This window comes from Cognatundibacterium curvum (assembly GCF_014284235.1).
GTDB classification, from domain to species: domain Bacteria; phylum Pseudomonadota; class Gammaproteobacteria; order Burkholderiales; family Burkholderiaceae_D; genus Undibacterium; species Undibacterium curvum.
Genome location: NZ_JACOGD010000001.1, coordinates 35,194 through 60,098, shown reverse-complemented (window position 1 = coordinate 60,098; position 24,905 = coordinate 35,194). Strand labels below are relative to the sequence as shown.

Here is a 24,905-nt window from a genome sequence, read left to right as displayed (position 1 = left end):
AGGCGGACGCTAACAGCGGCCCGCCTGCTCAGCAGCGGGAAATTTCAATGAACGCAGGCATACAGCTTTCTCTGACCCAGGCGCGCAAATTGCACTTGCATGCCCAGGGTTTGTTGAAGCGGCCTGCGCGGGAAGCCAGTAAACAAAACGTTCTGCAGTGCATACGCCAGATGGGTGCACTGCAAATCGACACCATACATGTGGTCGCACGCAGTCCTTATCTGGTGCTATGGAGCCGTTTAGGTCACTATCAGCCGCAATGGCTGGATGAATTATTAGCTGAGCGCCAGCTGTTTGAATACTGGTCGCACGAAGCCTGCTTTCTCCCTATCGAACAGTTCGCCTGGTATCGCCATCAAATGCTGTCACCCCAGCATCTGGGCTGGAAGTTCAATCAAAAATGGCTCAGGGAGCAGGCAGATAATGTTTCTCACGTAATGAGCAGCATACGTGCTCAGGGCGCATCCGGCTCACGCGATTTTCAGTCAGATCAGGCACGCAAATCGGGCTGGTGGGAATGGAAGCCTGAAAAGCGTTCGCTCGAAGTTTTATTTACCAGCGGGCAGTTAATGGTGGCGCGGCGCGATAAATTTCAGCGCATTTACGACCTGACCGAACGCGTACATCCGGACTGGCGCGATGAGAGCAATCCTTGCACACCGCATCAGGCTGAGCGCGAAATGGTGCTGACCGCAATCCGGGCACTGGGTATTTGCAAATCAGCCTGGGTAAGAGATTATTTCCGGCAGCGCCCACTGGCAGCCTCTAACACGCCGGAGCAGCTGGCAGAACAAGGTTTGTTACTGCAAGCGTATATCAAGGGTCAGCCAGACACTTATACCATCCACCCTGACCATGCAGCTCTGGCACTCGAGTTGCAAAATTCAGAAGCACAGATACGCGGCTGCCGGATTTTGTCACCGTTTGATCCTGTCGTTTGGGACAGACAGCGCCTGAAGGAATTTTTTGACTTTGATTACAGGCTCGAATGCTATACCCCTGAGCCTAAGAGGCAGTATGGTTATTTCTGTCTGCCTGTACTCAGGAATGGTAAATTCATCGCGCGCATCGATGCCAAGGCTCACCGTGCGGACCGCGTCATGGAGATCAAGGCCTTCCATGCCGAGCCTGGCTTTGCCTGGAGCGAGCGCTTGCGTGCAGACCTGTTACAAGTATTCACGGAATTCAGCGCCTGGCATGACTGCGACGCATTGCGTATCACTGCCAGTCCTGCGCTGACAAAGGCGCAACTGCGATCACTGCAATTCAGCAAAGGCAGCAGCTAACTATACTTTGCGCGTTCAATACCAGTCTTCTGCAGTACAATGCGCGCTTCCTGTAATATTTTCTAACAATTGAAGCAACCCATGACACGCATACTCATCGCTGACGACCACACTATTATGCGCGAAGGACTCAAACGCATACTGGAAGGCATAGACGACATCCAGGTCGTGGCCGAAGCTGTGGATGGATTTGATACCTTAGAAAAAGTCAGGACCACCGAATTTGATGTGCTGTTGATGGATTTATCGATGCCGGGCCGCAGTGGTGTCGATCTGATACGCCAGATTAAGGAAGAATTCCCCAAGCTGCCGATATTGATACTGACCATGCATGAAGAAGAGCAGTATGCGGTGCGCGCTATCCGTGCTGGCGCGCGCGGCTATCTGACCAAAGAAAGCGCTGGCACCCAATTGGTCACCGCTCTCAGAAAAGTCGCTTCCGGCCGCCCGTATATCAGCATAGAAGTGGCCGAGCAATTGGCCATGAATGCGATGCCAGCCAATGAAACCATGCCGCACACCAGCTTGTCTGACCGCGAATTCGAGGTATTCAGCTATCTGGTGAAAGGCAAATCGATTACTGAAATTGGCGAGCTATTACATCTGAGCGTCAAAACGGTCAGTACGCATAAGATGCGCATCATGCAAAAAATGAACATGAGCAATCTTTCTGACATGGTGCAATACGCCATCACCCACCATTTACTGGTTCCGCAAAACTAAGTCCCCTCCCTGTTTAGCGCTCAGGCCAGACCTGGGCGCCCCGCACTTCCCTCCCTTCAATTTGTTGCTCCAGGCCTGACACAGAGCTGTCAGCGCCGCTATGTGCCGTCCGCCATTACTGCTGCACGCGGCAAGCAACAGCGTTGGCACTTGTAGGAATATTCCTAGTCAGCCAGGGTTAAATCCGACATTTCAAATCAGCATTGCCTGATGTAAATCAAGTTTTGAATTCGAGATAATGGACACATGCAAACAAAGCTTTGTCCGGTATCAAGGAATTATGAATTTATTTATTGTTGAAGATTCTCTACTCATCCAGAAACGACTGGTGCGCTTTATTGAAGAAATTCCAGGCTTCCATGTCGTTGGCGTTTGCGGTGATATCTACGAGGCTTATCAACAAGTAAAAGCATCCGATACCGATGCCATGCTTTTGGACCTGCAACTTGGCGACCAGAACGGTCTGCAGTTGCTAAAGGAAGTGAAAGAGAATTTACCGGCGATTAAGGTGGTTGTGCTGACAAATCACTCAACTGATGACAATCGCACTCAGGCAATGCGCGCAGGAGCAGATGGATTTCTGGATAAGTCAAAAGACTTTGCACAGATTCCCGATTATTTGCTGCGATGGCAATAAAAGAATTTTACCAAGATTTCAAAATTACAAATTTTTCAATTTATCTCGTGGAGCCTCAAATGACAACAGCATTTCAATCACAGTCCACTCTGTCAGCCAACACCAAAATGAGAGCAATGGCCAGCCATGGCAATCAGGAAGCCGGATGGCGCTGCCACGGTAATTTGTGGTCCAATTTGCGCGAGGTGTGTGATCTGTTGCATATCCCGGCTCCTGCTGTGAGTGCCGATGAAGAAGTGCTGTTCCAGCATGTACGCTTCAAAGCGGGTCAGCGCATCCATACCATAGGCCAGAACTTCGACACCCTGTACATCGTCAATTCCGGTTTCCTGAAAACAGTGCTGATCGATGAATATGGTAATGAACAGGTACTGAGTTTCCCGATGAAAGGCGATCTGCTCGGCATCGATGGCATACACTCGCTGCATCATGCTTCTGAAGCCGTTGCCTTATCTGATTGCGACATTATCCTGATGCCTTACAAAACCTTTGCCGCACTGGGACGCAGCTATGCAGAACTGGAACATGCAATGTTCAGCGTAATGAGCCGCGAACTGGTACGCGAACAAAGCATGATAGGCATGCTGAGTGCATTGAGCGCAGAAGCCAAGGTAGCTCGTTTCCTGACGAATCTGGGCGAACGCTTCAGCCAACTCGGTTACTCAGGTAAGTCGTTTAATCTGCGTATGACACGGCATGAAATTGGCAGCTATCTGGGCCTGACACTGGAAACTGTCAGCCGTACCTTGTCGGCTTTCAATGAAATGGGACTGATCAGCGTGGATCAGCGTGAAATTTCCCTGCTGGATCCGAGCTCACTGAAAACTTTGCGCCGCCTGCCACCGGCAAAAGCAAGAAACAAGGTCACAGACAAAGTATCTGCGCTGGTAGGTAAAAAATTAATGCCAAGCTGGAGTGGCGAAGCCGCAGTTGCCGCATAATGTCAGCGACGGGCCGGGCATCTGCCCGGCTTCAGTCGCACTCTAGCATTCTCGCACTCTAGCAACCTCGCAATTCCCAGTAACATTCCCGGAACCATGAGCTCCGGGAACTTCAAGGAGCCTTGCAATGACTTATAAAACGATACTCGTCCACATAGACGAAACCGAAAGATCCGATTTACGGGTAAAGTTTGCAGCCCAGCTTGCCACGAAAGAAGAAGCGCATTTAATCGGTACTGCAGTCACTGGTGTTTCCCGCTTCATTTACCAGGATGGGAACATCAGCGCCAGTGATCCTAATCTGATGATACATCTGAAGTTTTTGCGGGAGCGTGCAGAAAAAGCGGTTGCCAGTTTTGAGACCGTAGTGCGCCAGACCAGTCTGCAATCTTTCGAAAGTTCTATCGCCAACGATGAAGCAGGCGGCAGCATAGGCTTACAAGCGCGTTACAGTGATCTGGTGGTCATCGGCCAGACCAATCCGGACGAGCCCTCCCCCTCAGTTTTACCGGATTTCCCGGAATACATAGTCATGAATGCAGGCAGACCGGCTGTGATTATTCCTTATGCCGGCGACTTTCCCTCTATAGGCAAACGCCCGCTGATTTCCTGGGATGCGAGCCGCGAGGCAACCCGCGCCGTAACCGATGCGCTGCCACTGTTAAAACAGGCGGATCTGGTACAGGTCGCCATCTTCAACCCTAAGAAAAATCCAGGTGCGCATGGCGAACAGCCGGGTGCTGATATTGCACTTTACCTCGCAAGGCATGGCGTAAAAGTGGAAGTCTCTGTGCACACTACCCATACCGATGTCGGGAATGCGCTGCTTTCGCTGTCCCATGATCTCGACAGCGACTTGCTGGTGATGGGTGGTTACGGGCATTCACGTTTCCGCGAAATGATCATGGGCGGCGTGACCAGAACCATACTGGAGAGCATGACCGTTCCTGTATTTATGTCCCATTGATCAGGCACAGCGCGGTTCTGAATTCTGTTTGGAGTATGGCAGCTTGGAAGCACCCTGGATCAGGGTGCTTTTTTATTACCAGGAAATTAACTGGGCGGCTTAGCGACAAGTTAAAATATTGCTTTTAGTCCAAACCGCATTCCCATGTCCAGCTCAGGAAAACACCACCCGAATTTGAACCGGGCACGTCTGCTCGCTGTATTACTCATCTTCTTTTCGCTTGCAGGCTGGATGAACCAGGCATTTCTTTCCCAATTTATAGTCAGCAATCCGCTTCCGGTACACACCTTACTGGAAACCGTCACGATCATTATTTTTACCTCGGTGTTCATCGTTTGCTGGAATGCCTTTGGCAGCACCCGAAAAATCAGCAGTGTCATTCTCGCTGTCGCCTTTCTATGCACTGCCATACTCGGCTTTGCCCATGCCATCAGTTTTATGGGCATGCCAGGCTTCGATACGGCTATCGATATGCACAAATCATTCAGCGCCTGGCTGGCGAGCCGGGCTATCGTCGCAGCGACCCTGCTAGGCCTGGCATTTGATCCTGAAGATGCTGACATATCACAAAGTCAGTCTTACGCCATCTTACTGAGCGCATTGACCGGCACCGCACTCTGGGCTGGACTGATTTTCTTTTTCCCGCACATGATACCGCTGACTTACGTTGAACACCTGGGTCAAACCTGGTTCAAAGTCGCCTGTGAAGTGGGACTGATAGGGATCAACCTGCTGTCAGCTTATCTGTTCTATCAACATGCAAGTAAGCTGGAAACGAGCAATTCGGCAGAGCATTTACATATCAACCGCCTGCCCTTGTTTCTGGCGAGCCTGTTGCTGGCAGTGTCTGAAGTCTATTTCTGCATCTATACCGAAACCAATGACGTCAATATCGTGCTTGGTCATCTGATGCAACTGATGGCGGCCATCGCGATTTACCGCAGTATGGTGGCAGTCAATATCCATACCCCGTATGCGCAACTGGCGGAAAGCAGTAAACAGCTGGAATTATCAGCAGAAGAATTGCGTATTGAGCGTGAACGCCTGAGCCGTATGATAGATACTGCGATCGACGGCATTATCACGGTCAATGAAGAACAAAAGATTATCCTGATCAATCCGGCTGCAGCAGGCATTTTTGGCTATGAAGTCGGGCAACTGGAGGGGTCTTCACTCGATCGCCTGATTCCTATGCGCCATCGTCACGCACATGGCAGCCATGTCAAAAAGTTTGGTGAAACCGGTGTCACCCGCAGGAAAATGGGCACCCATTACGAAGATTTTTATGTCACTGGCTGCCGTGCCGATGGCGGGGAATTCCCGATAGAAGCCTCGATTGCGCATCAGTTAGAGAATGGAAAGCGCTTCTATACCGTGATTTTCCGCGACATCACCGACCGTAAAATCGCCAAAGAAAAAATGGCGGCTTATCACGAAGAACTCAGCCAGCTTTCCGGCGTTTTGCAATCCATCCGTGAAGAAGAACGCAAACATATTGCGCGGGAACTTCATGATGACTTAGGCCAGCTACTTGCTGCCTTACGCATGGATCTGTCCTTGCTGCAGCGTGACAACCAGCTCACTGCCAGGAATGAGTCCACGATACAAAGCATGGATCAGTTAATCCTGAGTGCAATTACCACTTTACGCCGTATTGCAACTGACCTGAGGCCACGCGCACTGGATGAAGGCGGCTTGTATTTTGCCTTGCAGACCCTGCAAAAAGAATTCTCACAAAGACATCAGATCCATTGTGAACTGATCGCTGATGAAGAACAACTGATACTGGATGACGCACAAAGCACCGCCATTTTCAGGATAGTGCAAGAGTCTTTAACCAATGTCGCCCGCCATGCGCAGGCAGAAACCGTCCATATAGAGTTTTCTGAAACTGAAACCCATCTGAAATTCACTATTTGCGACGATGGCCGCGGCATAGAGGAAGAAGATATCCGCAAAACGCGTTCGTTCGGCCTGGTCGGCATGCGTGAACGCGTAAAAGCGATGCATGGGACATTCACCGTCCACAGCAATACCGGCGAAGGGACTTGCTTAAGCATAAAATTGCCGCGCCTCCATGCGGATCATGAAAAAAGAATGCAAACCGGTGAATTCCATACTATGCTGATCCAGCAGGATCTGAAACACTAATTCGCGCAAAAATGGAATAAAACATGATCACCAATGCACTCAACAATGGCCTGTCAGGCATGCGTGCGGCTCAGTCCGCGCTGGATGTCTCTTCGCACAACATTGCCAATATGAATACGCAGGGCTTTAAGCCTCAACAAATCGTACAGAGCGAAAACAGCACCGGTGGTGTCAGCACTGCGGTCAGGGCAACGGCTGCTGAGTCTGCTGAGTCTATTGATACTGCTGGCAAGCCTGAAGCGGCCGCAAGTGGCACTGATGCAGCGACTGAGATGGTAAATAGCCTGCAGTTTCGTGCTACGTTCGATTTAAATGCAAAGATGGTCAAGACTGCAGATGAAATGCTGGGTACGCTGGTGAACACCAAGGCCTGAAGCCTCAGGCTGGAAGTACGCATAAAAAATCCGGCATGTTTTTCATGTCGGCAAACCAGATTCCCAGCATACCTATCAAGATCAATGCGCTTGCTCCTGCATACCTGATCCAGGATGTCAATTGAGAGCGGCGCGCAAACTGTGCCAATCCCTCCGCCAGCAACAAATGCGGCAAGGCCGCGATGCCGAACACCAGCATCAACACCGCGCCAGACCAGGCGCTGCCGGAAAATAAGGCAAACGGCGCAACGCTGTATAGCAGACCACAGGGCAAACAGCCCCACATCAGCCCCTTCACATAAGGATGTGCACGCGGCGCAGACAACAGCGGTATCGAAGAGAAAAATCTTTGCTGCCAGACAGCGATCTTGCCACTCAGTCTGTGCAAAGGCAGCGCAACGCCAAGCAGTTTTAAACCCAGCAGAATTAGCGCAGCATTACCCAGCATGAACAGTATCTGATGCTGTAATGCGGATGGCCGTATCATCATCCCGGCCGCACCCATCAGCCCAAACACCGCACCAACCAACATATAAACAGAAATACGTCCGGCATGCAGCCAGACGCGTCGCATCAACGCTGTATTTTCGCTGGTGACAGAGGGCTGTGCCGGTGCTACTGTGGCGGCAGCTGCGTGTATAGGAATAACTCGTTCGTCTTTGGATGCGGGCTGGCTCAGCATCACTGTGATCCCGCCACACATACCGATACAATGCACGCCACCCGCCAGTCCCGCGGTCAGGGCTGCGATGACGAGTGGCAAGGTCAGCATACTCAGATCAGCTTGGAATACTTTGCCGTGGTTTGCTCGGATAAGAACTGATCAAAGATCATGGCAAACGCGCGCACAAAAAAACGTCCTTTGGGCAGTACCTGTACGCCATCCTGTTCAAACTTCAACAAACCGAATTCTTCATAAGTGCGCAGCATGCGTAATTCCTGCGCAAAGTGGCTTTCGAAATCGAGTTGAAAACGCTGACTCAGTTGCGCATAATTCAAACCATTACTGCACATGAGATCCATGATAATTTCGCGCCGCTGCACGTCTTCATCGATCAGATGAATACCTTTCTCTACCGGCAGCACGCCTTCATCCAGCGCCTGATAATACTCGTCCAGCGTTCTCAGGTTTTGCACATAAGACTGCCCCAGCTTACCGATAGAAGACAAACCCAAGGCGATCAGATCGCAGTCTGAACGGGTGGTGTAACCCTGGAAATTACGGTGCAGACTGCCATCTGCCATCGCACGCGCCAGGCTGTCATCCGGCTTGGCAAAATGGTCGAGTCCTATATACACGTAACCGGCTTCAAGCAAGCGGCGCAAAGACATCAGGAAAATCTGCAGGCGCTGTTCGGCACTCGGCAAATCGGCTTCCGCGATGCGGCGCTGCGGCTTGAAACGTGTCGGCAAATGCGCATAGTTGTAGAGCGCGATGCGATCCGGCGCCAGTTCGATCACCTGATCCAGCGTACGGGTAAAGCTCTCCAGATTTTGTTTCGGTAAGCCGTAAATTAGATCAAAATTGATCGAGGTAAATCCGAACTCGCGGCTTTCACGGATAGTCCGTTCCACCATCGCAAAGTCCTGTATCCTGTGCACCGCCTTCTGTACATCGGCATCAAAATCCTGCACACCCAGACTGGTACGGTTAAAGCCCAGTTGCTGCAATAAAGCCAGGGTTTCTGCATTCACAGTACGCGGATCAATTTCTATAGAAATTTCAGCATCCGCAGAAAAATCAAAGTGCTCGCGCAGCATCGCCATCAGCTGGCGCAATTCATCGTGACTCAGAAAAGTCGGCGTACCACCACCCAGATGCAACTGGCTGACTATCTCACGCTCAGGCAAATGCTGCAAAACCAGCTTTAGCTCTTTTTCCAGGTAAGCCAGATAGCGGGCTGAACGCGAGCGATCCTTAGTGATCACCTTGTTGCACGCGCAGTAATAGCACAATGAGGCACAAAATGGGATATGGATGTACAGCGACAAAGGCGGTTTTTGCTGCGCACCGGCACGTTGCTGCAAATACTGGACATAAGATTGCGCTGTAAAACCGGTATGAAAACGGTCAGCAGTCGGATAAGAAGTATAACGTGGTCCGAGCGTATCAAAACGACGGATCAGCGTCTCCGGAATATCCAACTCCGTCGACGCTGCAGGAACTGATGTGATCATATTTTTCTGTTAGTGTGCTTTTTGCACGAGTAAGGCAGTCAGTCCGCTCGACAATATGCCTAGCAACCAGAATGCAAAAAAGCCGACGGTATAAACGCCCGTCAAATGCATTTGCAGACGGTCATCCAATACGATCAGCTCCATTGGGTCGACAAGACTAAAAACCAGACCGGTTGCAGCGCAAGCCATCAGAAACGCAGGCCACAGTACGATCATCAACATGGGCCTGAGTAAGACTTTTCTTGGTGCAGAAACAGCGTATTCCATTCTTGTCTCCCCTCTAGTGATTATCCAGGGCCTGTTGACATTTAAATTACGTGTGCAATTTAAATGTTAACAGACCCTAACTCCAAGTCAAGAAATCTCAAGGAAGCGCTATTTATTTTGATGCATTTAGCTGCGCTGCCTTTTGTTCTGGCTCAAACCAATCTCCAGTCAGACGCCAGTCTGTTGTTTCCAGCTTGATATGGAACAATTTAACAGAACTATCTGAAATATTCGAGGTTTGTTTTAACTCACCTTCGTACACCCCAGGTGCGACCCGGATTAAAGGAATACGGTGCACGATCTCCGTGACCTTGGCCGCATTGGGCGAAGCATTCGCTAAGCTCATCTGTATCTGCTCAGGCAATTCGCCAGCACCAGTCACCTCAACCCGTATCAGGCTTTGGGCCGCATGCAGACTCAAGTTTGCGGACAAGTGCAGCTCGCGCGCCTTGGCATCACGCTGTATGTCTTTATTTATCATCAGGCCTTGTTTGTAGTAGTCTTCAGCGACTACTTTATCGGCACCGCTGAAAGCGACATAGCCGGTAAATATGCTGGCAGCCACGACGATTAAAGGGCCACCCACGACCAGCAATAGCCAAGGTTCTTTATGCCATTTATCACTCTGACGTTTTTGGGGTTTTAATACTGATTCCATAACAACCTCTATCTCGGGACGATAAAAACCGCTTTTTCTGTCACATTCACTTCTGGCTTATCCAGATCTTTGACGACAAAGCGAATACGATTTGATCCGGTCGGCAATACATTGGCAGGTACGCGTACTCTGACCGGAAATGCCTTCGTTGTGGCTGACTTCACATCAATGTCAGCATTATTGACAATACTCGCACCATTTACACCCTGAATCGCAATGCTAAAGCGGCGTGGAGATTCCTGGGTATTCATGACCTGTAAGCGATACACATTTTCGATTTCGCCAGTTTCGGTCACACGCGGCATACCCCGGTCGCGTATCACATCCACCTTCAGAGGCATGTGGTAATACAGGGAAGCTGCGCTGGCCAGAATAATCAAGCCCAGAATACCGCTGTAGATCAAGGTTCTGAGGCGGAACACGCGCTTCCACATCGCAGCCCGGTCCAGCTTGCGTGTGACCGCATGTTCCGTGGTGTAGCGGATCAGGCCACGTTCATAACCCATCTTATCCATCACCTGATCGCAGCCATCTGCACACAGGCCGCAAGCGATACACTCGTACTGCAGACCATTACGGATATCTATCCCGGTCGGACAGACTTGTACACAGATACCACAATCGACGCAGGCACCCAGGCCTTTTGCTTTGTAATCCACCTTCTTATTGCGGGAACCACGCGGATCACCGCGCTGGGTATCATAGGTAACGATCAGCGTGTCTTTATCAAACATCGCACTCTGAAAGCGTGCGTAAGGACACATGTATTTGCAGACCTGCTCACGCATCCAGCCTGCATTGCCATAGGTGGCAAAGCCGTAGAACAGCAACCAGAAGGTTTCCCAGGGACCCAGCGTCAGATTGCCAACCGAGAAGGACAATTCGCGGATAGGCGTGAAGTAACCGACAAAGGTAAAGCCAGTCCATAAGCCTATGGCCAGCCAGATAAAATGTTTAATAAATTTCAGCGAGAATTTTCTGGCTGTGAGCGGGCCGGCATCCAGCTTAAGACGCGCATTGCGGTCGCCTTCGACTTTGTGCTCCACCCACAAAAATATCTCGGTATACACCGTCTGCGGGCAGGCATATCCACAAAATAAGCGGCCAGCCACTGCGGTAAATAAGAACAGGGATAAGGCGGAGATGACCAGCAAGACCGCCAGATAAATAAAATCCTGGGGCCAGAATACGAAGCCGAAAATATAAAACTTCCTGGCAACCAGATCAAATAAAACAGCCTGACGCTCATTCCAATTGAGCCAGGCTGTGCCGTAAAACAAAATCTGTGTCAATGCAACCAAGGTCCACCGCCAGGAGGCAAACCATCCCTTTTGAAAACGCGGGTATATTTTTTTTCTTTCCTCGAACAGCGCAAGTTCGGTTTCTTCGATAGGAACGGGGACGATGGGTATATGCTTCATTGCGAATATCTTCTTTGGGTGAGAGCACTCCCGTATTGAAAACCGGGAGTGCTCCTGTTGCCTATTCAGGACTTAGTACAGCAATCAGTACAGCAATTACCAGGGCAATTACTTTACTTCTGCGATCTGTTTGATCGCATTGGCATCGGCATCAGAAACCTGAGCGCCGCCTTTATTTGACAAACTCCATACATAGGCCGCGAGCAAATGGATTTTGCCTTCAGTCAGTATGGTTTTATGGGCTGGCATCTGATTATTGCGACCTTTGTTGATGGTTTCCATAATCGTGTCTATGCTGCCACCATACAACCAGATTTTATCCGTCAGATTAGGCGCGCCCAATGCCTGATTACCTTTACCGTCTGCACCATGGCAGGCAGCACAGGCTGCGAACTTAGACTTTCCTAATGCCGCCTTGATAGGATCGTGGGCGGAATTCGATAAGCTCAACACGTAGTTAGCGACATTGCGTACATCATCATCCGTACCGACCGCAGCACCCATAGGAGGCATCTGACCATGGCGACCTTCTGTGATAGTGGTCTTGATCACTTGCGGATCACCACCATACAACCAGTCGTTATCCGTCAGATTCGGATAGCCTTTACCGCCCTGCGCATCAGAGCCATGACATTGAGCGCAAGTATTCAGGAACAGACGCTGACCAATTTCTACCGCCTGCGGATCTTTTGCCACATCTTTCAGATCCATCGCCAGGTACTTATTGAAGATACGGCCATACTGCGCTTCGCCTTCCTTCATTTCCTTCTCATAGGCACCGACCTGACTCCAGCCGAAAGAACCCTGATTACCACCAAAACCAGGATAGACCACCAGGTAGCCGATACTGAATATGATGGTCAGATAGAACAACCATTTCCACCATTGTGGCAGTGGATTATTCTGCTCCATCAGGTCACCATCCCAAACGTGACCAGTGGTTTCTGCCGGTAAAGGCTTACCGTCAGTACCGAGTTTCACCTTCACTTTGGATTGAGACCACAGTAATAAAATACAGGCGACAAAGCTGATGGCGACAACGATGGCTATGCCTATGCCCCACCATTCATTAACAAAATCTGCCATGACTATTTTCCATTCTCATTATCAATTGGCAAGCGAGCCAGTTTTTCAAAGCGCTCCTTATTGCCAGAGCTGAATGCCCAGTACACGATGCCCAGAAATACGACCAGGCTGATCACCGTCACGACACTGCTCAAAATGGTGAAATTCATCTTTTTTCCTTCCCAAATATCACGCCAACAAGGAGCGGCTTCTATTAGTTTTTGTTTTTAATTGCGGTACCCAGGACCTGCAGGTAGGCAATCAGGGCATCCAGTTCGGACTTGTCCTTCAGTTCGTCCGGACCAGCCTTGATTTCTGCATCGGTATATGGCACACCCAGAGTCTTCATGGCAGCCATCTTAGGCGTGATACTTTCCGGTACCAGTGCAGTCTTAGCCAGCCACGGGTAGGCAGGCATATTGGACTCCACCACCACAGAGCGCGGATCGTTCAAATGATCACGGTGCCAGGTGTCGCTGTAACGACCGCCCACGCGTGCCAGATCCGGGCCGGTACGCTTACTACCCCATTGGAATGGGTGATCATAGACAGACTCACCCGCCACCGAGTAGTGACCATAACGCTCAGTTTCAGCACGGAATGGACGTATCATCTGGGAATGGCAGCCATAGCAGCCTTCACGCAGATAAATGTCACGGCCCGCCAGTTGCAGTGGTGTATAAGGCTTCAGACCTTGTACCGGCTGCGTGGTCGATTTCTGGAAGAACAAAGGAACGATTTCAACCAGGCCACCAACACTGATCGTCAGAATGACCAGCACCAGCAACAGACCGACATTCCGCTCAATCAGATCGTGTGTAAAGTTACGCATCAAATTTCTCCTTAATACTTTCTGATTCAGGCGTGCGCCGCAGCAGGCACAGCAGGAATAGTATTGTTGGCAGGTTTAGCACCCATCAAAGTTTTCGCAACGTTGTAGGCCATTACCAGCATGCCACTCAGATACATCGCACCACCAGTCAGACGAATCACGTAGTACGGGAAGGTCGCTTTTACAGACTCAACGAAAGAGTAAGTCAATGTACCGTCCTCATTCACTGCACGCCACATCAGACCTTGCATCACACCGGCGATCCACATCGAAGCGATGTACAGAACCACACCGATAGTCGCAACCCAGAAGTGCACCTCGATCAGGCGTTTGCTATACATCTGAGTCTGACCAAACAGACGCGGAATCAGGTAATACAAACTACCGATAGAGATGAAGCCAACCCAGCCCAAAGCACCGGAGTGAACGTGACCCACTGTCCAGTCAGTATAGTGAGACAAAGAGTTCACGGTTTTGATCGCCATCATAGGACCTTCAAAAGTCGACATACCATAGAAGGACAAAGAAACGATCAGGAAGCGCAGGATAGGATCAGAACGCAGTTTGCTCCAGGCGCCGGACAAGGTCATGATACCGTTGACCATACCACCCCAGGATGGAGCCAGCAGAATCAGGGAGAACAGCATACCGATCGATTGAGCCCAGTCAGGCAAAGCGGTGTAATGCAGATGATGCGGACCCGCCCACATGTAAGTGAAAATCAGTGCCCAGAAGTGGACGATGGACAAACGGTAGGAATAAACAGGCCGTTCGATTTGCTTAGGAATGAAGTAATACATCATGCCCAGGAAGCCCGCAGTCAGGAAGAAACCAACCGCATTATGGCCATACCACCATTGCACCATCGCATCCTGCACACCTGAGTAAGCAGAGTAAGATTTGAACAGCGATACTGGCATCGCCGCGCTATTGACGATATGCAGAACTGCAACCGCAATAATGAAGGCACCGTAGAACCAGTTCGCCACGTAGATATGCTCGACCTTACGCTTGACCAGGGTTCCGAAGAACACCACTGCAAACGCAACCCAGACCACGGCGATCAGGAGATCGATAGGCCACTCAAGTTCCGCATATTCTTTACCCTGGGTATAACCCAGCGGCAAAGTAATGGCCGCTGCAACGATGACCAGTTGCCAGCCCCAGAAAGTAAATTCTGCCAGGCCATCAGAAAACAACCTGACGTTGGAAGTACGCTGAACCACGTAGTAAGCTGTCGCAAACAAGGCACAGCCACCAAAAGCAAAAATCACCGCATTTGTGTGCAAAGGACGCAAACGTCCGTAGCTAAGCCAAGGTATACCGCCCAGGAATTCCGGCCAGGCAAGCTGAGTTGCAATCAGTACGCCGACCAGCATACCAACTATTCCCCAGACCACTGCCATGACAGAAAATTGCCGCACAACCCTATAGTTGTATGTGTTTTCTTTAGTTATCGTCATGATCTCACTCTGTTGTAACACTTGTTGTAAAAATACACCGTCAGAATAACAATCGCACTGCACAACTACATTGATTCACATCAAAACTTACCAGATTCCACATGGATATGTTCCGAAAGGCAACGCCCTTGAGAATAGTCTTCAATCTTTGTTTTTGCAAAACAAAAACGGCGCCACCCGGGCGCCGTTTTTATTCGTACTTGTTGAATCAGTTTGTCTCAGGACTTACCTTCAATGTCTCTTTATTGACACTGGCTTTCGCCTTTTTCTTCAATAAATCGATATAGGACGTCAGCTCCTGTTGCGCCACCAGATTCGCAATTTGCTGCGCATCCGAAGCACGGCGCGCCGCATCCGGGTTGCCAGCATTGACTTTACTGATGCGATACACCATGTAACCTGCACCTGGCATATTCACACCAACAAATGCAGGCAATTTTTGCACATCGGCCTTCATGATGGCAGAGAAAGCCTGTGGCGGGACATCTTCTGTCTTAGCGCGGGAAATCACCTTCACATCAGAGAAGCCTGCCACCGCATCTGCAGCTTTCAGTGCTGCCAGCTTGGCCTTACCTTCTTTTTCGGCCAACACTTCTGCTTCTGTCTGCGTGATTTTCGCAACAATCGCCGCCTTGACTTCATCCAAAGGACGCTTGGACGCTGCCTTGTATTCGACCATACGACCTGCCATCAGCGTACTTGGCGCAATCTCTACAGCTTCGGTATTGTGCTTTTTCTTGATGACTTCATCGCTAAACAAAGCCTTGAGGAACTTAGGATTATTCACCGGCGAAGTCGCTGGCACACCTAGATTACCTTGCTTACTCAAACCATCTGCAACTTCCAGTTTCAGCTTCCACTTATCTGCCACAGCTTGCAGACTGTCAGCCTGCTGATAGACCGCATCGGTAAAGGCTTCTGCTGCTTCAGAATAAGACTTGGCAGCTTTCTGTTTTTTAATGTCCGCAGCGATTTGTGCACGCACTTCATCTAAAGGCTTGACAGCCGCAGCACGCAACTCCGTCAGGTAAATGATGTGGTAGCCATAATCAGTCAGGACAGGCTCACTGATTTCACCCTGCTTCAATTTCAGTGCAGCTGCTTCGAAAGGTTTGACGAATGCATCTTTGACCATCACACCCAGATCACCACCCTGCTCTTTGGAACCTGGATCATCTGAATTTTCTTTGGCCAGCTTGGCAAACACCGCAGGATTTTTACGCACTTCAGCCAACAGTGTTTCAGCCTTGGCTTTTGCTTTCGCCTTCACATCGTCGCTGGCGTTTTTTGCAAAGCCGATCAGAATATGGCTGACCTTGCGTTGTTCATCACTGGTGTAAGTTTTTGTATTGCTTTTGTAAAAACCAGCGATATCGTCTTCACTGACTGTTACCTGAGCCGCCAAGGCTTCAGCATTTAATACGACATACTGCGCCTTCATCGTTTCCGGAATTTCGAACAAGGCAGCGTTTTTATCGTAGTATGCCTTAATCATGTCGTCAGTCACTTTGACCTGAGCGGCAAAATCGGCTGCTTTCAGATTCAGTACCTGCACTTCACGTTCCTGTTCTGTGATCAGCGCAATGCGCTCAGCCACAGCGCGTGGCAGGAAGCCGGTATTCTGTACTGAACCCAGCAATTGCTCAAACGCCATGTTCTGACGCATACGTTGCTCGTACACCGCAGGTGTCATACCACGCTGGGCAAGAACTTGCTTGTATTTGTCATTGTCGAATGCACCGTTCGCGTTCTGCAAACCCGGCGCTCTGAGCAATTCCTGCTGCAGCGTTGCATCAGCAATCGACACATTTTGCTTTCTGATTTCTTCAGTCACTGCCTTACGTGCGATCAGTTCATCCAATACATTTTGTCTGACTTCCGGCGTATTGAACATCTTAGGATCGAACTGTGGGCCATAATTCTGGCGCATGGTATCCATCTGCTCGCGCAAGGCATTATCCAGCTCTTGCTGCGTAATCGAATGCCCGGCAACCGTCGCCACATTAGCACCCGCAGCAGCCTGGGAACGCGTATAGCTCTCAATGCCAAAAAAAGCGAAGGAAGGGAAAATAATCAGCAATAACAAGAACTGCATTAAACGCTGATGGGTACGAATATATTCAAACATGTTCAACCGATCGTATGACTAAGAATAGTAATCACAAAACTGCGAATATAAAAAAAGGCGAACTTTCGTTCGCCTTTTTTGGATTTCTGGCGGAGCGGACGGGGCTCGAACCCGCGACCCCCGGCGTGACAGGCCGGTATTCTAACCAACTGAACTACCGCTCCAATTACTGCTGAAGTTTATCTGGTGGGCGCTGAGAGGCTCGAACTCCCGACCTAAGCCTTGTAAGGGCTCCGCTCTACCAACTGAGCTAAGCGCCCCACACCTTATAAACTTCCGCGACGCCAGTCACGCGTCGCGAAAGAGCATTAGTTTACAGCATCTTTCAAAGCTTTGCCAGGTTTAAATTTAGGAACCTTGGCAGATTTGATTTTGATTGCTTCACCGGTACGTGGATTACGACCTGTTCTTGCTGCGCGTTTGCCTACAGAAAACGTACCAAAGCCAACCAGAGTCACAGTACCGTTTTTCTTCAAAGTTGTTTTTACCGCACCGATCAGCGCGTCCAGGGCGCGGGACGAAGCCGCTTTAGAAATGTCCGCTGTTTTCGCAATATGATCGATCAACTCAGTTTTATTCACTTAAAGCCCCCTCACAAGAATTTGAAGTTCGCGACGATGTATTCGATTATCTTCCAAGTCGTGCATCTATCACGGCAAGCAGGAAATCTGCGTCCGGTATTAAAACAAGTCGCTAAGCCTTGTGTCAAGGGCTTTACAGGAAAATCAATGTAATGTTTGCATTTAGCGGCAGATTACTCAGTATAATCAGCACAGGACAGATTTCAGCGGCCAGTATTGCGGCGTCACAAACCCCGATATGCCTGGTGCGCACAACAAAAGAATTGTGAGCGAACAGCGGCGCAGCCGACTCAGTAGCCGGATCAGAGAAGCAGACATAATGAAGAATTTTGACGTCGCCATCGTCGGCAGCGGCCTGGCGGGACTCTCCGTCGCATTACATCTGGCGCAGACACGTAAAGTCGCCATCATCTCCAAACGCGAATTACTCGATGGCGCCAGCAACTGGGCGCAAGGCGGTATTGCTGCAGTACTCGATTCGCATGACAGTCATGAGCAACACGTTTCCGACACCCTGATCGCGGGTGGCGGACTGTGTGATGAAGGTGCGACCCGCTACATTATCGAACACGGACGGGAAGCGATAGACTGGCTGATAGAACAAGGTGTCCCGTTCACACGCGATGAAGACGCTGAACTTGGCTTTCATCTGACCCGCGAAGGCGGTCATAGTCAACGCCGCATTATCCATGCAGCGGACGCCACCGGCCATGCGGTGCAAGTCACGCTGGAACAAAAAGTCCGCAGCCACCCCAATATCACGCTGTTTGAACACCATTACGCGATCGATCTGATCACCTCTGCCAAACTGGGCGACCGCTCTCCGACGCCGCGCTGCCTGGGTCTGTATGTGCAAAATGTGAAGACCGGAAAAGTCGATACCTTTGCGGCGCAGCACACCGTGATGGCAACTGGCGGTGCGGGCAAAGTCTACCTGTACACCACGAATCCGGACACTGCGACCGGTGATGGCATCGCTATGGCATGGCGCGCAGGCTGCCGCGTCGGCAATATGGAATTCATACAGTTCCACCCTACCTGCCTGTACCATCCTTATGCCAAGTCTTTCCTGATTACCGAGGCAGTACGTGGCGAAGGCGGCGTACTGAAATTACCGGCAGAAGCTGGCGCCAGCGCTGGCAAGCGCTTCATGGCTGAGCATGATGAACGTATGGAACTCGCACCGCGCGATGTGGTGGCACGTGCGATCGATTTTGAAATGAAAAAACGCGGACTGGACTATGTGGAACTCGACATTAGTCACCAGCCACCGGAATTCCTGAAAGAACACTTCCCGACTATCTATGCGCGCTGCCTTGAGTTGGGCATCGATATTACCAGGCAGGCGATACCGGTCGTACCGGCGGTACACTTCACTTGCGGTGGCGTCGTCACCGACAACTTTGGCCGTACCGATCTGCCTGGCTTATACGCGGTTGGTGAAACCGCTTACACCGGTCTGCACGGCGCTAACCGCCTGGCCAGCAATTCGCTGCTCGAATGCCTGGTGATAGGAAAAGCTGCTGCTGGCCACATAGAATCGCAAACCCGCGATACACCAATCGCTCTGCCAGACTGGGATGAAAGCCGGGTTTCTGACGCCGATGAAGAAGTCGTGATCGCGCACAACTGGGATGAGTTGCGCCGCTTCATGTGGAATTATGTAGGCATCGTACGCACCACCAAACGCCTGGAGCGCGCCAAGCACCGCATCCGTTTGCTGAAAGAAGAAATCGACGAATACTATGCCAACTTCCGCATATCGAATAATTTGCTGGAATTGCGCAATCTGGTCGAAGTCGCCTCACTGATCGTCAACAGCGCACTGTCGCGCCGAGAAAGCCGTGGTCTGCATTTCAGCCGCGATTATCCGGACACACTACCGAAGGCACTGCCTACCGTTCTCACACCTAAACGAAAAAAATAAAACCCTGTCGCAGATAAGCAAGAAGCCGGACCTGATCCGGCTTTTTTCTATGCCCGCCCAAGCCGTATTCAACACTTCAAAACCCGAGTTTAGCCTCTAAATTATTTGACTTTTTTTCTACACAAAGTAGTATTGCGCCTCCGTCGACAAAGACGATGAAGCGGACTTTCAGAAAAAAAGCAAAGCATGATCAGACTAGAGCAACTGTATAAAACCTATGTCCAGGGCGGCAATGAAATCCATGCCCTGAATGGCATAGACCTGACGGTAGGCAGCGGTGAATTTCTCTCCATCATGGGCGCTTCCGGATCAGGTAAATCAACCCTGCTGAACATACTGGGTGCGCTGGACCGGCCCAGCCGCGGGCGCTACATTTTATCTGGACAAGCGGTCAGCGAAATGGATGATGATGCCGCATCCGATATTCGCAACCGTTATCTTGGCTTTATTTTCCAGTCGTTTCACTTACTCCCCAGACTGACCGTACTGGAAAACGTCTTACTGCCTCAGCGCTATAGCAAAACGCCGGATTTGGAAGCAGCAGAAGCCAGAGCACGCACACTGCTGAATCGCATAGGCCTGTCGCATCGTATTGATCACAGGCCGACAGAACTCTCAGGCGGGCAATTGCAACGCGCCGCGATTGCGCGTGCCTTGCTAAATCAGCCCGCACTGTTACTGGCCGATGAACCCACAGGGAACCTGGACAGCAAAAGCGCTGCGGATGTGATCGCACTGCTCAAAGAACTCCATCAGGACGGGCAAACTATCGTACTGGTCACGCACGATCCGCATATTGCGCAACAGGCACAAACCACGATTCATCTGAGTGATGGACGCATCTTGGCAGCACAGTCATGAAATTCACTTCGTATATCCACAGTGCCCTATTGTTCGCACTGTTATCACCAGCACTGGCTGCTGATCCGCAAAGCAAGATACCGTCTGTCAAACAGCGTAAAGTCTTCATCACAGGCGAAGTGATCGCGGCAGATTCGCAACTCATCTTTGTTCCACCATCCCAGTCTTCACCTGTCTCATTACGAAAATTTGTGGGTGAAGGAAAGTTTGTGCGCAAAGGCGATGTGGTATTGAGCATAGAAGCCCATAATGCAGGCACACTGGAGCAATTGCAGACCACGCTGGAACAGACGCGCGCCAAACTAGATGCTGAAGTGGCGAAACTGGAAGTGGCCGCACTGGAAGCTGACAAAGCCTTCGCTGTCACACAGACTGCACGCGACAAAGCTGAAGTGGATGCAGCCTTGCCCAAGACGCAGATTAGCGCACTGGACTTTGACAAAAACCAGACTGAAAAAGAAAAAGCGATACGCGATCTGGAAGTCAGGCGTCTTGCAGCTAAAACCGCACAGGCTGCGGTGCTGCGCATGAAGCAGGATGGTGAGCTGGACATCCGTAAGCAGCACATCAAACTTGAATTTACCAAACAGGAAATTGCTCTGTCCTCAGTCATCGCCACCCAGGATGGCTTTGTAACCCACAATTTCAATCAATGGCCGCAAGAACGCATAGACGAAGGCGCCAGCGTCTATCCTGGCACCCAGGCTGGCACCATCATAGGAACCGGGAAAATTGAAGTGAAGGGCTGGGTATTGGAAGCTGACCGGCTGCATATACGGGAAAACATGGCCGTCAGCCTGCAGTTTGACGCCCTGCCCGGTCAACAGGCAGACAGCGTAATCAAAACAATTTCTCAGGCACCGGAACTCAAGGCCCAATGGGGTAATGGACGTTATTTCAGGATAGATATCCCGGTTCCTGAGCAGTTCCGCCAATTGGCTGCACCAGGCATGAGCGTGTTGATACAGCCCGCAGATCAGAAGGCTGCCAGCAACAATAAAGTCATCGCACCCGCCAAACTCACCCTTGAGGGCGAAGTACAGTCACGCGTTAATTTGCCGGTCGTACCGCCTGCGATTCCGCATATCTGGCAATACACCATCACCCAGCTCGCGCCCGAGGGCAGTCTGCTCAAAGCTGGTGATCTGATTACCCAGTTTCAGGCAGCCGAGGTCATGACCCATTTAGCCAGACACAAGAGCACACTCAATGAAAAACAGCGTGCACTGGAAAAACTCAGACTCGATCAGGCTGAAGCGGAACGCAATGCCACGCTGGCAGTCGATGAAGCCAGAGCCAATGCGGATAAAGCGGCCCGTAAAGCCAGTATGCCTAAAGAGTTAATCCGCAGAGTGGATTACGACAAACTGGTGATCGATAAAGAATTATCGCTGAAGCTATTGGACATCGAAAAACAACTCTACGAGACCCGCAAGCGCGCACGACTGGCTGAGAAAAAAGCACTGGAATTTGAATTAATGCAAAGCCAGAACAAAATCAACATACTGGAACAGGGCCTGACCCGTATGACGGTCAAGGCAGAGCAGCCCGGCATCCTGATCTATAAAAATAATTTCAATGAAGAGAAATTTAGCTCGGGTAGCAAAATCTGGATGGGCCAGTCACTTGCTAACCTGTCCGATCCTAAGCAATTGTTTGTGAATGCGCAGGTTGCAGAGGCACAGGCTGTCTACCTGCGTACAGGTCAGGAAGCCAAAGTCAGCGTACCAGGCGGGAACCAGGTACTGCGCGCACGCATCACTCAGCTGGGCAAAGTATTTCACAGCAAATCTGCCACCCAACCGGGCATAGTGCGCGATATCGAACTGGAATTCGAACAAAACAGCCAGACCAGCTTAAAGCCTGGTTCCGCAGTACAGGTGCAAATCCAGTTGCAAGCGGCATCTGTGCCAGGTAATGCGACAAGCAGCGCGAAGGAAGGCTCATGAAAAACTCCAGCCACATCAGCGCAAGCGTTTTGGTACTGACACTGATTCTGGCAGCATGCAGCGACCAGAGCGCGACGCAAACAGCGACAGAAATATTTGCTGAAAAGCCCTGGCAGGAAAGCCTGAGCGTAGAAGGTGAAATCAGCGCCGCTGAAAAAACCCAGTTGCTGATTCCTGGTGAAGGCTGGGAAACCAGAGTAATCACCGAGATAGTCGCAGAAGGCAGTCTGCTTAAAAAAGATCAGCTGATTGCGCGCTTCGACGCGCCCAACTCCAGACTGGAACTGAGCCAGGCCGAGTTTGACCTGCTGCGCAAAGAACTGGCCGAACAAGAGTTACAGGCAATGGAAGTCAAGAGTCTGGCCGAGCTAAGCGCAGATCAGTCCAAGGTCAGTGCCGACCTGCTGTTAAGTGAACGCTATGCCGGTGCCGAGCAAGCCTTATTCTCTAAAAACCGCGTCCTGGATGCGATACAGGATCAGACTTTCCTGAACAATAAACAGCGCTTCCTCAATTGGAAAAACACTCAGGTCAGTACGCGCCGGCTAGCCAATGAAGCCGTACTCAAGTCGCAAGTAGAAACCATCGCAGCCAATGCCAACCGTCAGAAAAAAAGCCTGGCGGCACTGGAGTTGCGCGCACCGCATGATGGCGTGCTGAAACTGGCTGAATCCTGGAATGGAAATAAGCCTCAGGTGGGTATGACAACGACACCGGGCAGCGATTTCGGCGTGCTGCCGCAAATGGATAAACTGCTGGCCAGCTTCAACGTTCCGGAAGCGCGTGCAATTGGCCTCAAAACCGGTCTGCCACTCACCATCAGACTGGCAGGCAGCGGACAGGATGTGAAGCTGCAGATCACAAAAATCAGCACCACCGCCAGCGCCCAGCATGCACAATCTCCGGTGAAATATGTAGAAGTTGAAGCAGCGCTTGATAGTGCCAGCATCAGCCAGTACCACATCCGGCCGGGACAAGCGATACGCGGCACCATCCATCTCATCGATTTACCCAAAGCTCACAGCATTCCGAATATTGCACTGATTGAGCAAGGTGGCAAATACTTTGCCGACATCCAGCACAGTAATCAGATAAGACGGGTAGCGGTTCAGGTAGGACAACGCGGCATCGCACGCAGCGAGATACTTTCGGGCCTGAACAAAGGCGCCAGCGTGATCTTACTGCCGAAAGACGACAGTAAAACCAATAAAGACAATAAAGATAACAAACAAAACAAAGAAAAAGACGAATCATGAACCGTGCTTTATTGTTTGAAGCAGTAGAAGAACTGCAGCGCCGCAAGCTGCGCACTGGCCTGACCTTACTCGGCATGGTATTCGGTGTCGCCGCCATCGTTGCCATGCTGGCTGTCGGAGAAGGCAGCAAGCGCGAAGCGCTGCGGCTGGTGGCTGAACTGGGACTCGACAATATCATCGTCGAAAGCAAGACCATGGATTACAAGCGCAAAAAAGATTTACGTAGCCGCTCATTAGGCTTGAGTGAGGCAGATGCGCAGGCTGCCTTAAACGTAGTCCCAGGCGCGCGCTCAGTGGCGCTGCGCAAAGAAATCAAGGTCGATCAGCTGGTCTACCAATCGCGCGTCATTGAGGGGCGAGCCTACGCGATCTCGAATACGTATATGCAGCACAGCGGCCTGCAAATGGGTAAAGGCCGCTGGTTCAGCGAGGAAGACAATAACAGCCTGGCAGCGGTCTGCGTATTGGGCCCCAGATTAGCCAAAGAGTTATTCGGTGATCAGCCTGCTGTAGGTGAAAAAATCAAGCTCAATCATGCCTGGCTGGAGGTGGTGGGCGTGCTGGCTGACCGCACCCTGAGCAAGTCCGAATTCGAAGGCATCAAACTGGGATTGGATGATGAACGGCTGTTCGTGCCTTGGGCGGCGGCGCAGGCACGCTTTCACTTCCCGGTGATAGATGACGAAGCTGACGCGATTAGCCTGCAACTGGATGGCAAGGTCGCACCGGAAGCCGCTGCGCGCGTGTTACAGCAAGTGGTGGAAGACAGGCATGCGGGTGCAGATGACACCAATCTGATTGTACCTATGGGCTTGTACCGGCAAAATCAGCAAACCCAGAAAATGTTCACCATAGTCATGAGTTCCATCGCCGCTGTGTCGCTGCTGGTCGGTGGCATAGGCATCATGAACATCATGCTGGCCAATGTGCTGGAGCGCAAAAAAGAAATCGGTCTGAAACGCGCGCTGGGCGCGAGAAAGCGCGATGTGATCGATCAGTTTCTGGCCGAAGCACTGGTCATCGCCAGCAGCGGCGCCCTGCTCGGCCTGCTGTTGGGTGCCATCGCAGCTTACAGCATCGCCGCACTGGCAGGCTGGTCAGTCGCGTGGTCACCACTGAGCCTGGCCGCGGCGGTCGCAGCCTGTATCGCAGTGGGTCTGGGTTTTGGCGTATTCCCAGCGCGCAAAGCAGCGGAACTGGACCCGATTGCAGCTTTACGCAGTGACTAAATTATTTTGCA

The 24,905-nt window shown here is 51.0% G+C and carries 23 protein-coding genes and 2 tRNA genes; 12 read left to right on the top strand and 13 right to left on the bottom strand.

The features are described from left to right. Nucleotides 1-47 precede the first annotated feature (47 nt). The 7 genes from H8K43_RS00285 (at nt 48) to H8K43_RS00255 (ending at nt 7,079) form a co-directional block, all read left to right on the top strand. Complete coding sequence (locus H8K43_RS00285) at nt 48-1,286, top strand: winged helix-turn-helix domain-containing protein (RefSeq protein WP_186902008.1); 1,239 nt, start codon at nt 48-50, stop codon at nt 1,284-1,286. An 81-nt stretch (nt 1,287-1,367) separates the two neighbouring features. Continuing rightward, a complete protein-coding gene (locus H8K43_RS00280) occupies nt 1,368-2,009 on the top strand; it encodes a response regulator (protein ID WP_186902007.1) in 642 nt (213 codons plus the stop codon). A 280-nt stretch (nt 2,010-2,289) separates the two neighbouring features. Further along, complete coding sequence (locus H8K43_RS00275; RefSeq protein WP_162018324.1) at nt 2,290-2,646, top strand: response regulator; 357 nt, start codon at nt 2,290-2,292, stop codon at nt 2,644-2,646. Nucleotides 2,647-2,762: 116 nt separating this feature from the next. Beyond that, complete coding sequence (locus H8K43_RS00270) at nt 2,763-3,587, top strand: helix-turn-helix domain-containing protein (protein WP_162018818.1); 825 nt, start codon at nt 2,763-2,765, stop codon at nt 3,585-3,587. A gap of 127 nt (nt 3,588-3,714) precedes the next feature. Beyond that, nucleotides 3,715-4,554 carry a universal stress protein gene (locus H8K43_RS00265; RefSeq protein ID WP_186902006.1) on the top strand — a complete coding sequence of 280 codons (840 nt, stop codon included), beginning with the start codon at nt 3,715-3,717 and terminating at the stop codon, nt 4,552-4,554. A gap of 144 nt (nt 4,555-4,698) precedes the next feature. Then, entirely contained in the window at nt 4,699-6,705 is a 2,007-nt protein-coding gene (locus H8K43_RS00260; protein WP_186902005.1) for an MASE3 domain-containing protein, read from the top strand. A 23-nt stretch (nt 6,706-6,728) separates the two neighbouring features. After that, the gene (locus tag H8K43_RS00255; RefSeq protein ID WP_186902004.1) at nt 6,729-7,079 is read left to right on the top strand and encodes a flagellar basal body protein; all 351 of its coding nucleotides are present in this window, start codon (nt 6,729-6,731) and stop codon (nt 7,077-7,079) included. A 4-nt stretch (nt 7,080-7,083) separates the two neighbouring features. Here H8K43_RS00255 and H8K43_RS00250 read toward each other — a convergent pair whose 3' ends face one another. The 13 genes from H8K43_RS00250 to H8K43_RS00190 form a co-directional block, all read right to left on the bottom strand. Then, nucleotides 7,084-7,851, bottom strand: a complete 768-nt coding sequence (locus H8K43_RS00250) for a sulfite exporter TauE/SafE family protein (RefSeq protein WP_186902003.1) — start codon at nt 7,849-7,851, stop codon at nt 7,084-7,086. A gap of 2 nt (nt 7,852-7,853) precedes the next feature. Then, nucleotides 7,854-9,257 carry an oxygen-independent coproporphyrinogen III oxidase gene (hemN, locus tag H8K43_RS00245; protein WP_186902002.1) on the bottom strand — a complete coding sequence of 468 codons (1,404 nt, stop codon included), beginning with the start codon at nt 9,255-9,257 and terminating at the stop codon, nt 7,854-7,856. 9 nt (nt 9,258-9,266) lie between these two features. Then, the gene (locus tag H8K43_RS00240; protein WP_230403596.1) at nt 9,267-9,524 is read right to left on the bottom strand and encodes a hypothetical protein; all 258 of its coding nucleotides are present in this window, start codon (nt 9,522-9,524) and stop codon (nt 9,267-9,269) included. Nucleotides 9,525-9,636: 112 nt separating this feature from the next. Further along, on the bottom strand, nt 9,637-10,182 hold the full coding sequence (locus H8K43_RS00235) for a FixH family protein (RefSeq protein WP_186902001.1): 546 nt from the start codon (nt 10,180-10,182) through the stop codon (nt 9,637-9,639). An 8-nt stretch (nt 10,183-10,190) separates the two neighbouring features. Beyond that, nucleotides 10,191-11,603 carry a cytochrome c oxidase accessory protein CcoG gene (gene ccoG / locus H8K43_RS00230; protein ID WP_186902000.1) on the bottom strand — a complete coding sequence of 471 codons (1,413 nt, stop codon included), beginning with the start codon at nt 11,601-11,603 and terminating at the stop codon, nt 10,191-10,193. A gap of 108 nt (nt 11,604-11,711) precedes the next feature. Further along, nucleotides 11,712-12,689, bottom strand: a complete 978-nt coding sequence (gene ccoP, locus H8K43_RS00225; protein ID WP_186901999.1) for a cytochrome-c oxidase, cbb3-type subunit III — start codon at nt 12,687-12,689, stop codon at nt 11,712-11,714. Between the two features lie 2 nt (nt 12,690-12,691). Continuing rightward, on the bottom strand, nt 12,692-12,838 hold the full coding sequence (locus H8K43_RS00220) for a cbb3-type cytochrome oxidase subunit 3 (protein ID WP_186901998.1): 147 nt from the start codon (nt 12,836-12,838) through the stop codon (nt 12,692-12,694). 44 nt (nt 12,839-12,882) lie between these two features. Further along, a complete protein-coding gene (gene ccoO / locus H8K43_RS00215; protein ID WP_186901997.1) occupies nt 12,883-13,500 on the bottom strand; it encodes a cytochrome-c oxidase, cbb3-type subunit II in 618 nt (205 codons plus the stop codon). Between the two features lie 26 nt (nt 13,501-13,526). Continuing rightward, nucleotides 13,527-14,963, bottom strand: coding sequence for a cytochrome-c oxidase, cbb3-type subunit I (ccoN, locus tag H8K43_RS00210; RefSeq protein ID WP_162018313.1), 1,437 nt, complete (start codon nt 14,961-14,963; stop codon nt 13,527-13,529). A 208-nt stretch (nt 14,964-15,171) separates the two neighbouring features. Further along, on the bottom strand, nt 15,172-17,091 hold the full coding sequence (locus H8K43_RS00205) for a SurA N-terminal domain-containing protein (RefSeq protein ID WP_186901996.1): 1,920 nt from the start codon (nt 17,089-17,091) through the stop codon (nt 15,172-15,174). An 87-nt stretch (nt 17,092-17,178) separates the two neighbouring features. Continuing rightward, nucleotides 17,179-17,255, bottom strand: a tRNA-Asp gene (locus H8K43_RS00200). 20 nt (nt 17,256-17,275) lie between these two features. Next, a tRNA-Val gene (locus tag H8K43_RS00195) sits at nt 17,276-17,351 on the bottom strand. A 48-nt stretch (nt 17,352-17,399) separates the two neighbouring features. Then, on the bottom strand, nt 17,400-17,672 hold the full coding sequence (locus H8K43_RS00190; RefSeq protein ID WP_162018311.1) for an HU family DNA-binding protein: 273 nt from the start codon (nt 17,670-17,672) through the stop codon (nt 17,400-17,402). 319 nt (nt 17,673-17,991) lie between these two features. On the opposite strand from H8K43_RS00190, the gene nadB reads away from it, so the two are divergent. From nadB to H8K43_RS00165, 5 genes are all read left to right on the top strand, one after another. Then, nucleotides 17,992-19,599 (top strand): L-aspartate oxidase, encoded by a 1,608-nt coding sequence (gene nadB, locus H8K43_RS00185; RefSeq protein WP_186901995.1) that lies wholly within the window; start codon nt 17,992-17,994, stop codon nt 19,597-19,599. A 186-nt stretch (nt 19,600-19,785) separates the two neighbouring features. After that, complete coding sequence (locus H8K43_RS00180; RefSeq protein WP_186901994.1) at nt 19,786-20,460, top strand: ABC transporter ATP-binding protein; 675 nt, start codon at nt 19,786-19,788, stop codon at nt 20,458-20,460. Next, the gene (locus H8K43_RS00175; RefSeq protein WP_186901993.1) at nt 20,457-22,409 is read left to right on the top strand and encodes an HlyD family secretion protein; all 1,953 of its coding nucleotides are present in this window, start codon (nt 20,457-20,459) and stop codon (nt 22,407-22,409) included. Before H8K43_RS00180 ends, H8K43_RS00175 begins: the two co-directional genes overlap by 4 nt. Continuing rightward, nucleotides 22,406-23,665 (top strand): efflux RND transporter periplasmic adaptor subunit, encoded by a 1,260-nt coding sequence (locus H8K43_RS00170; RefSeq protein ID WP_186901992.1) that lies wholly within the window; start codon nt 22,406-22,408, stop codon nt 23,663-23,665. The genes H8K43_RS00175 and H8K43_RS00170 overlap by 4 nt, the downstream gene beginning before the upstream one ends. Beyond that, the gene (locus tag H8K43_RS00165; RefSeq protein WP_186901991.1) at nt 23,662-24,894 is read left to right on the top strand and encodes an ABC transporter permease; all 1,233 of its coding nucleotides are present in this window, start codon (nt 23,662-23,664) and stop codon (nt 24,892-24,894) included. The genes H8K43_RS00170 and H8K43_RS00165 overlap by 4 nt, the downstream gene beginning before the upstream one ends. The last annotated feature ends 11 nt before the right edge of the window (nt 24,895-24,905 follow it).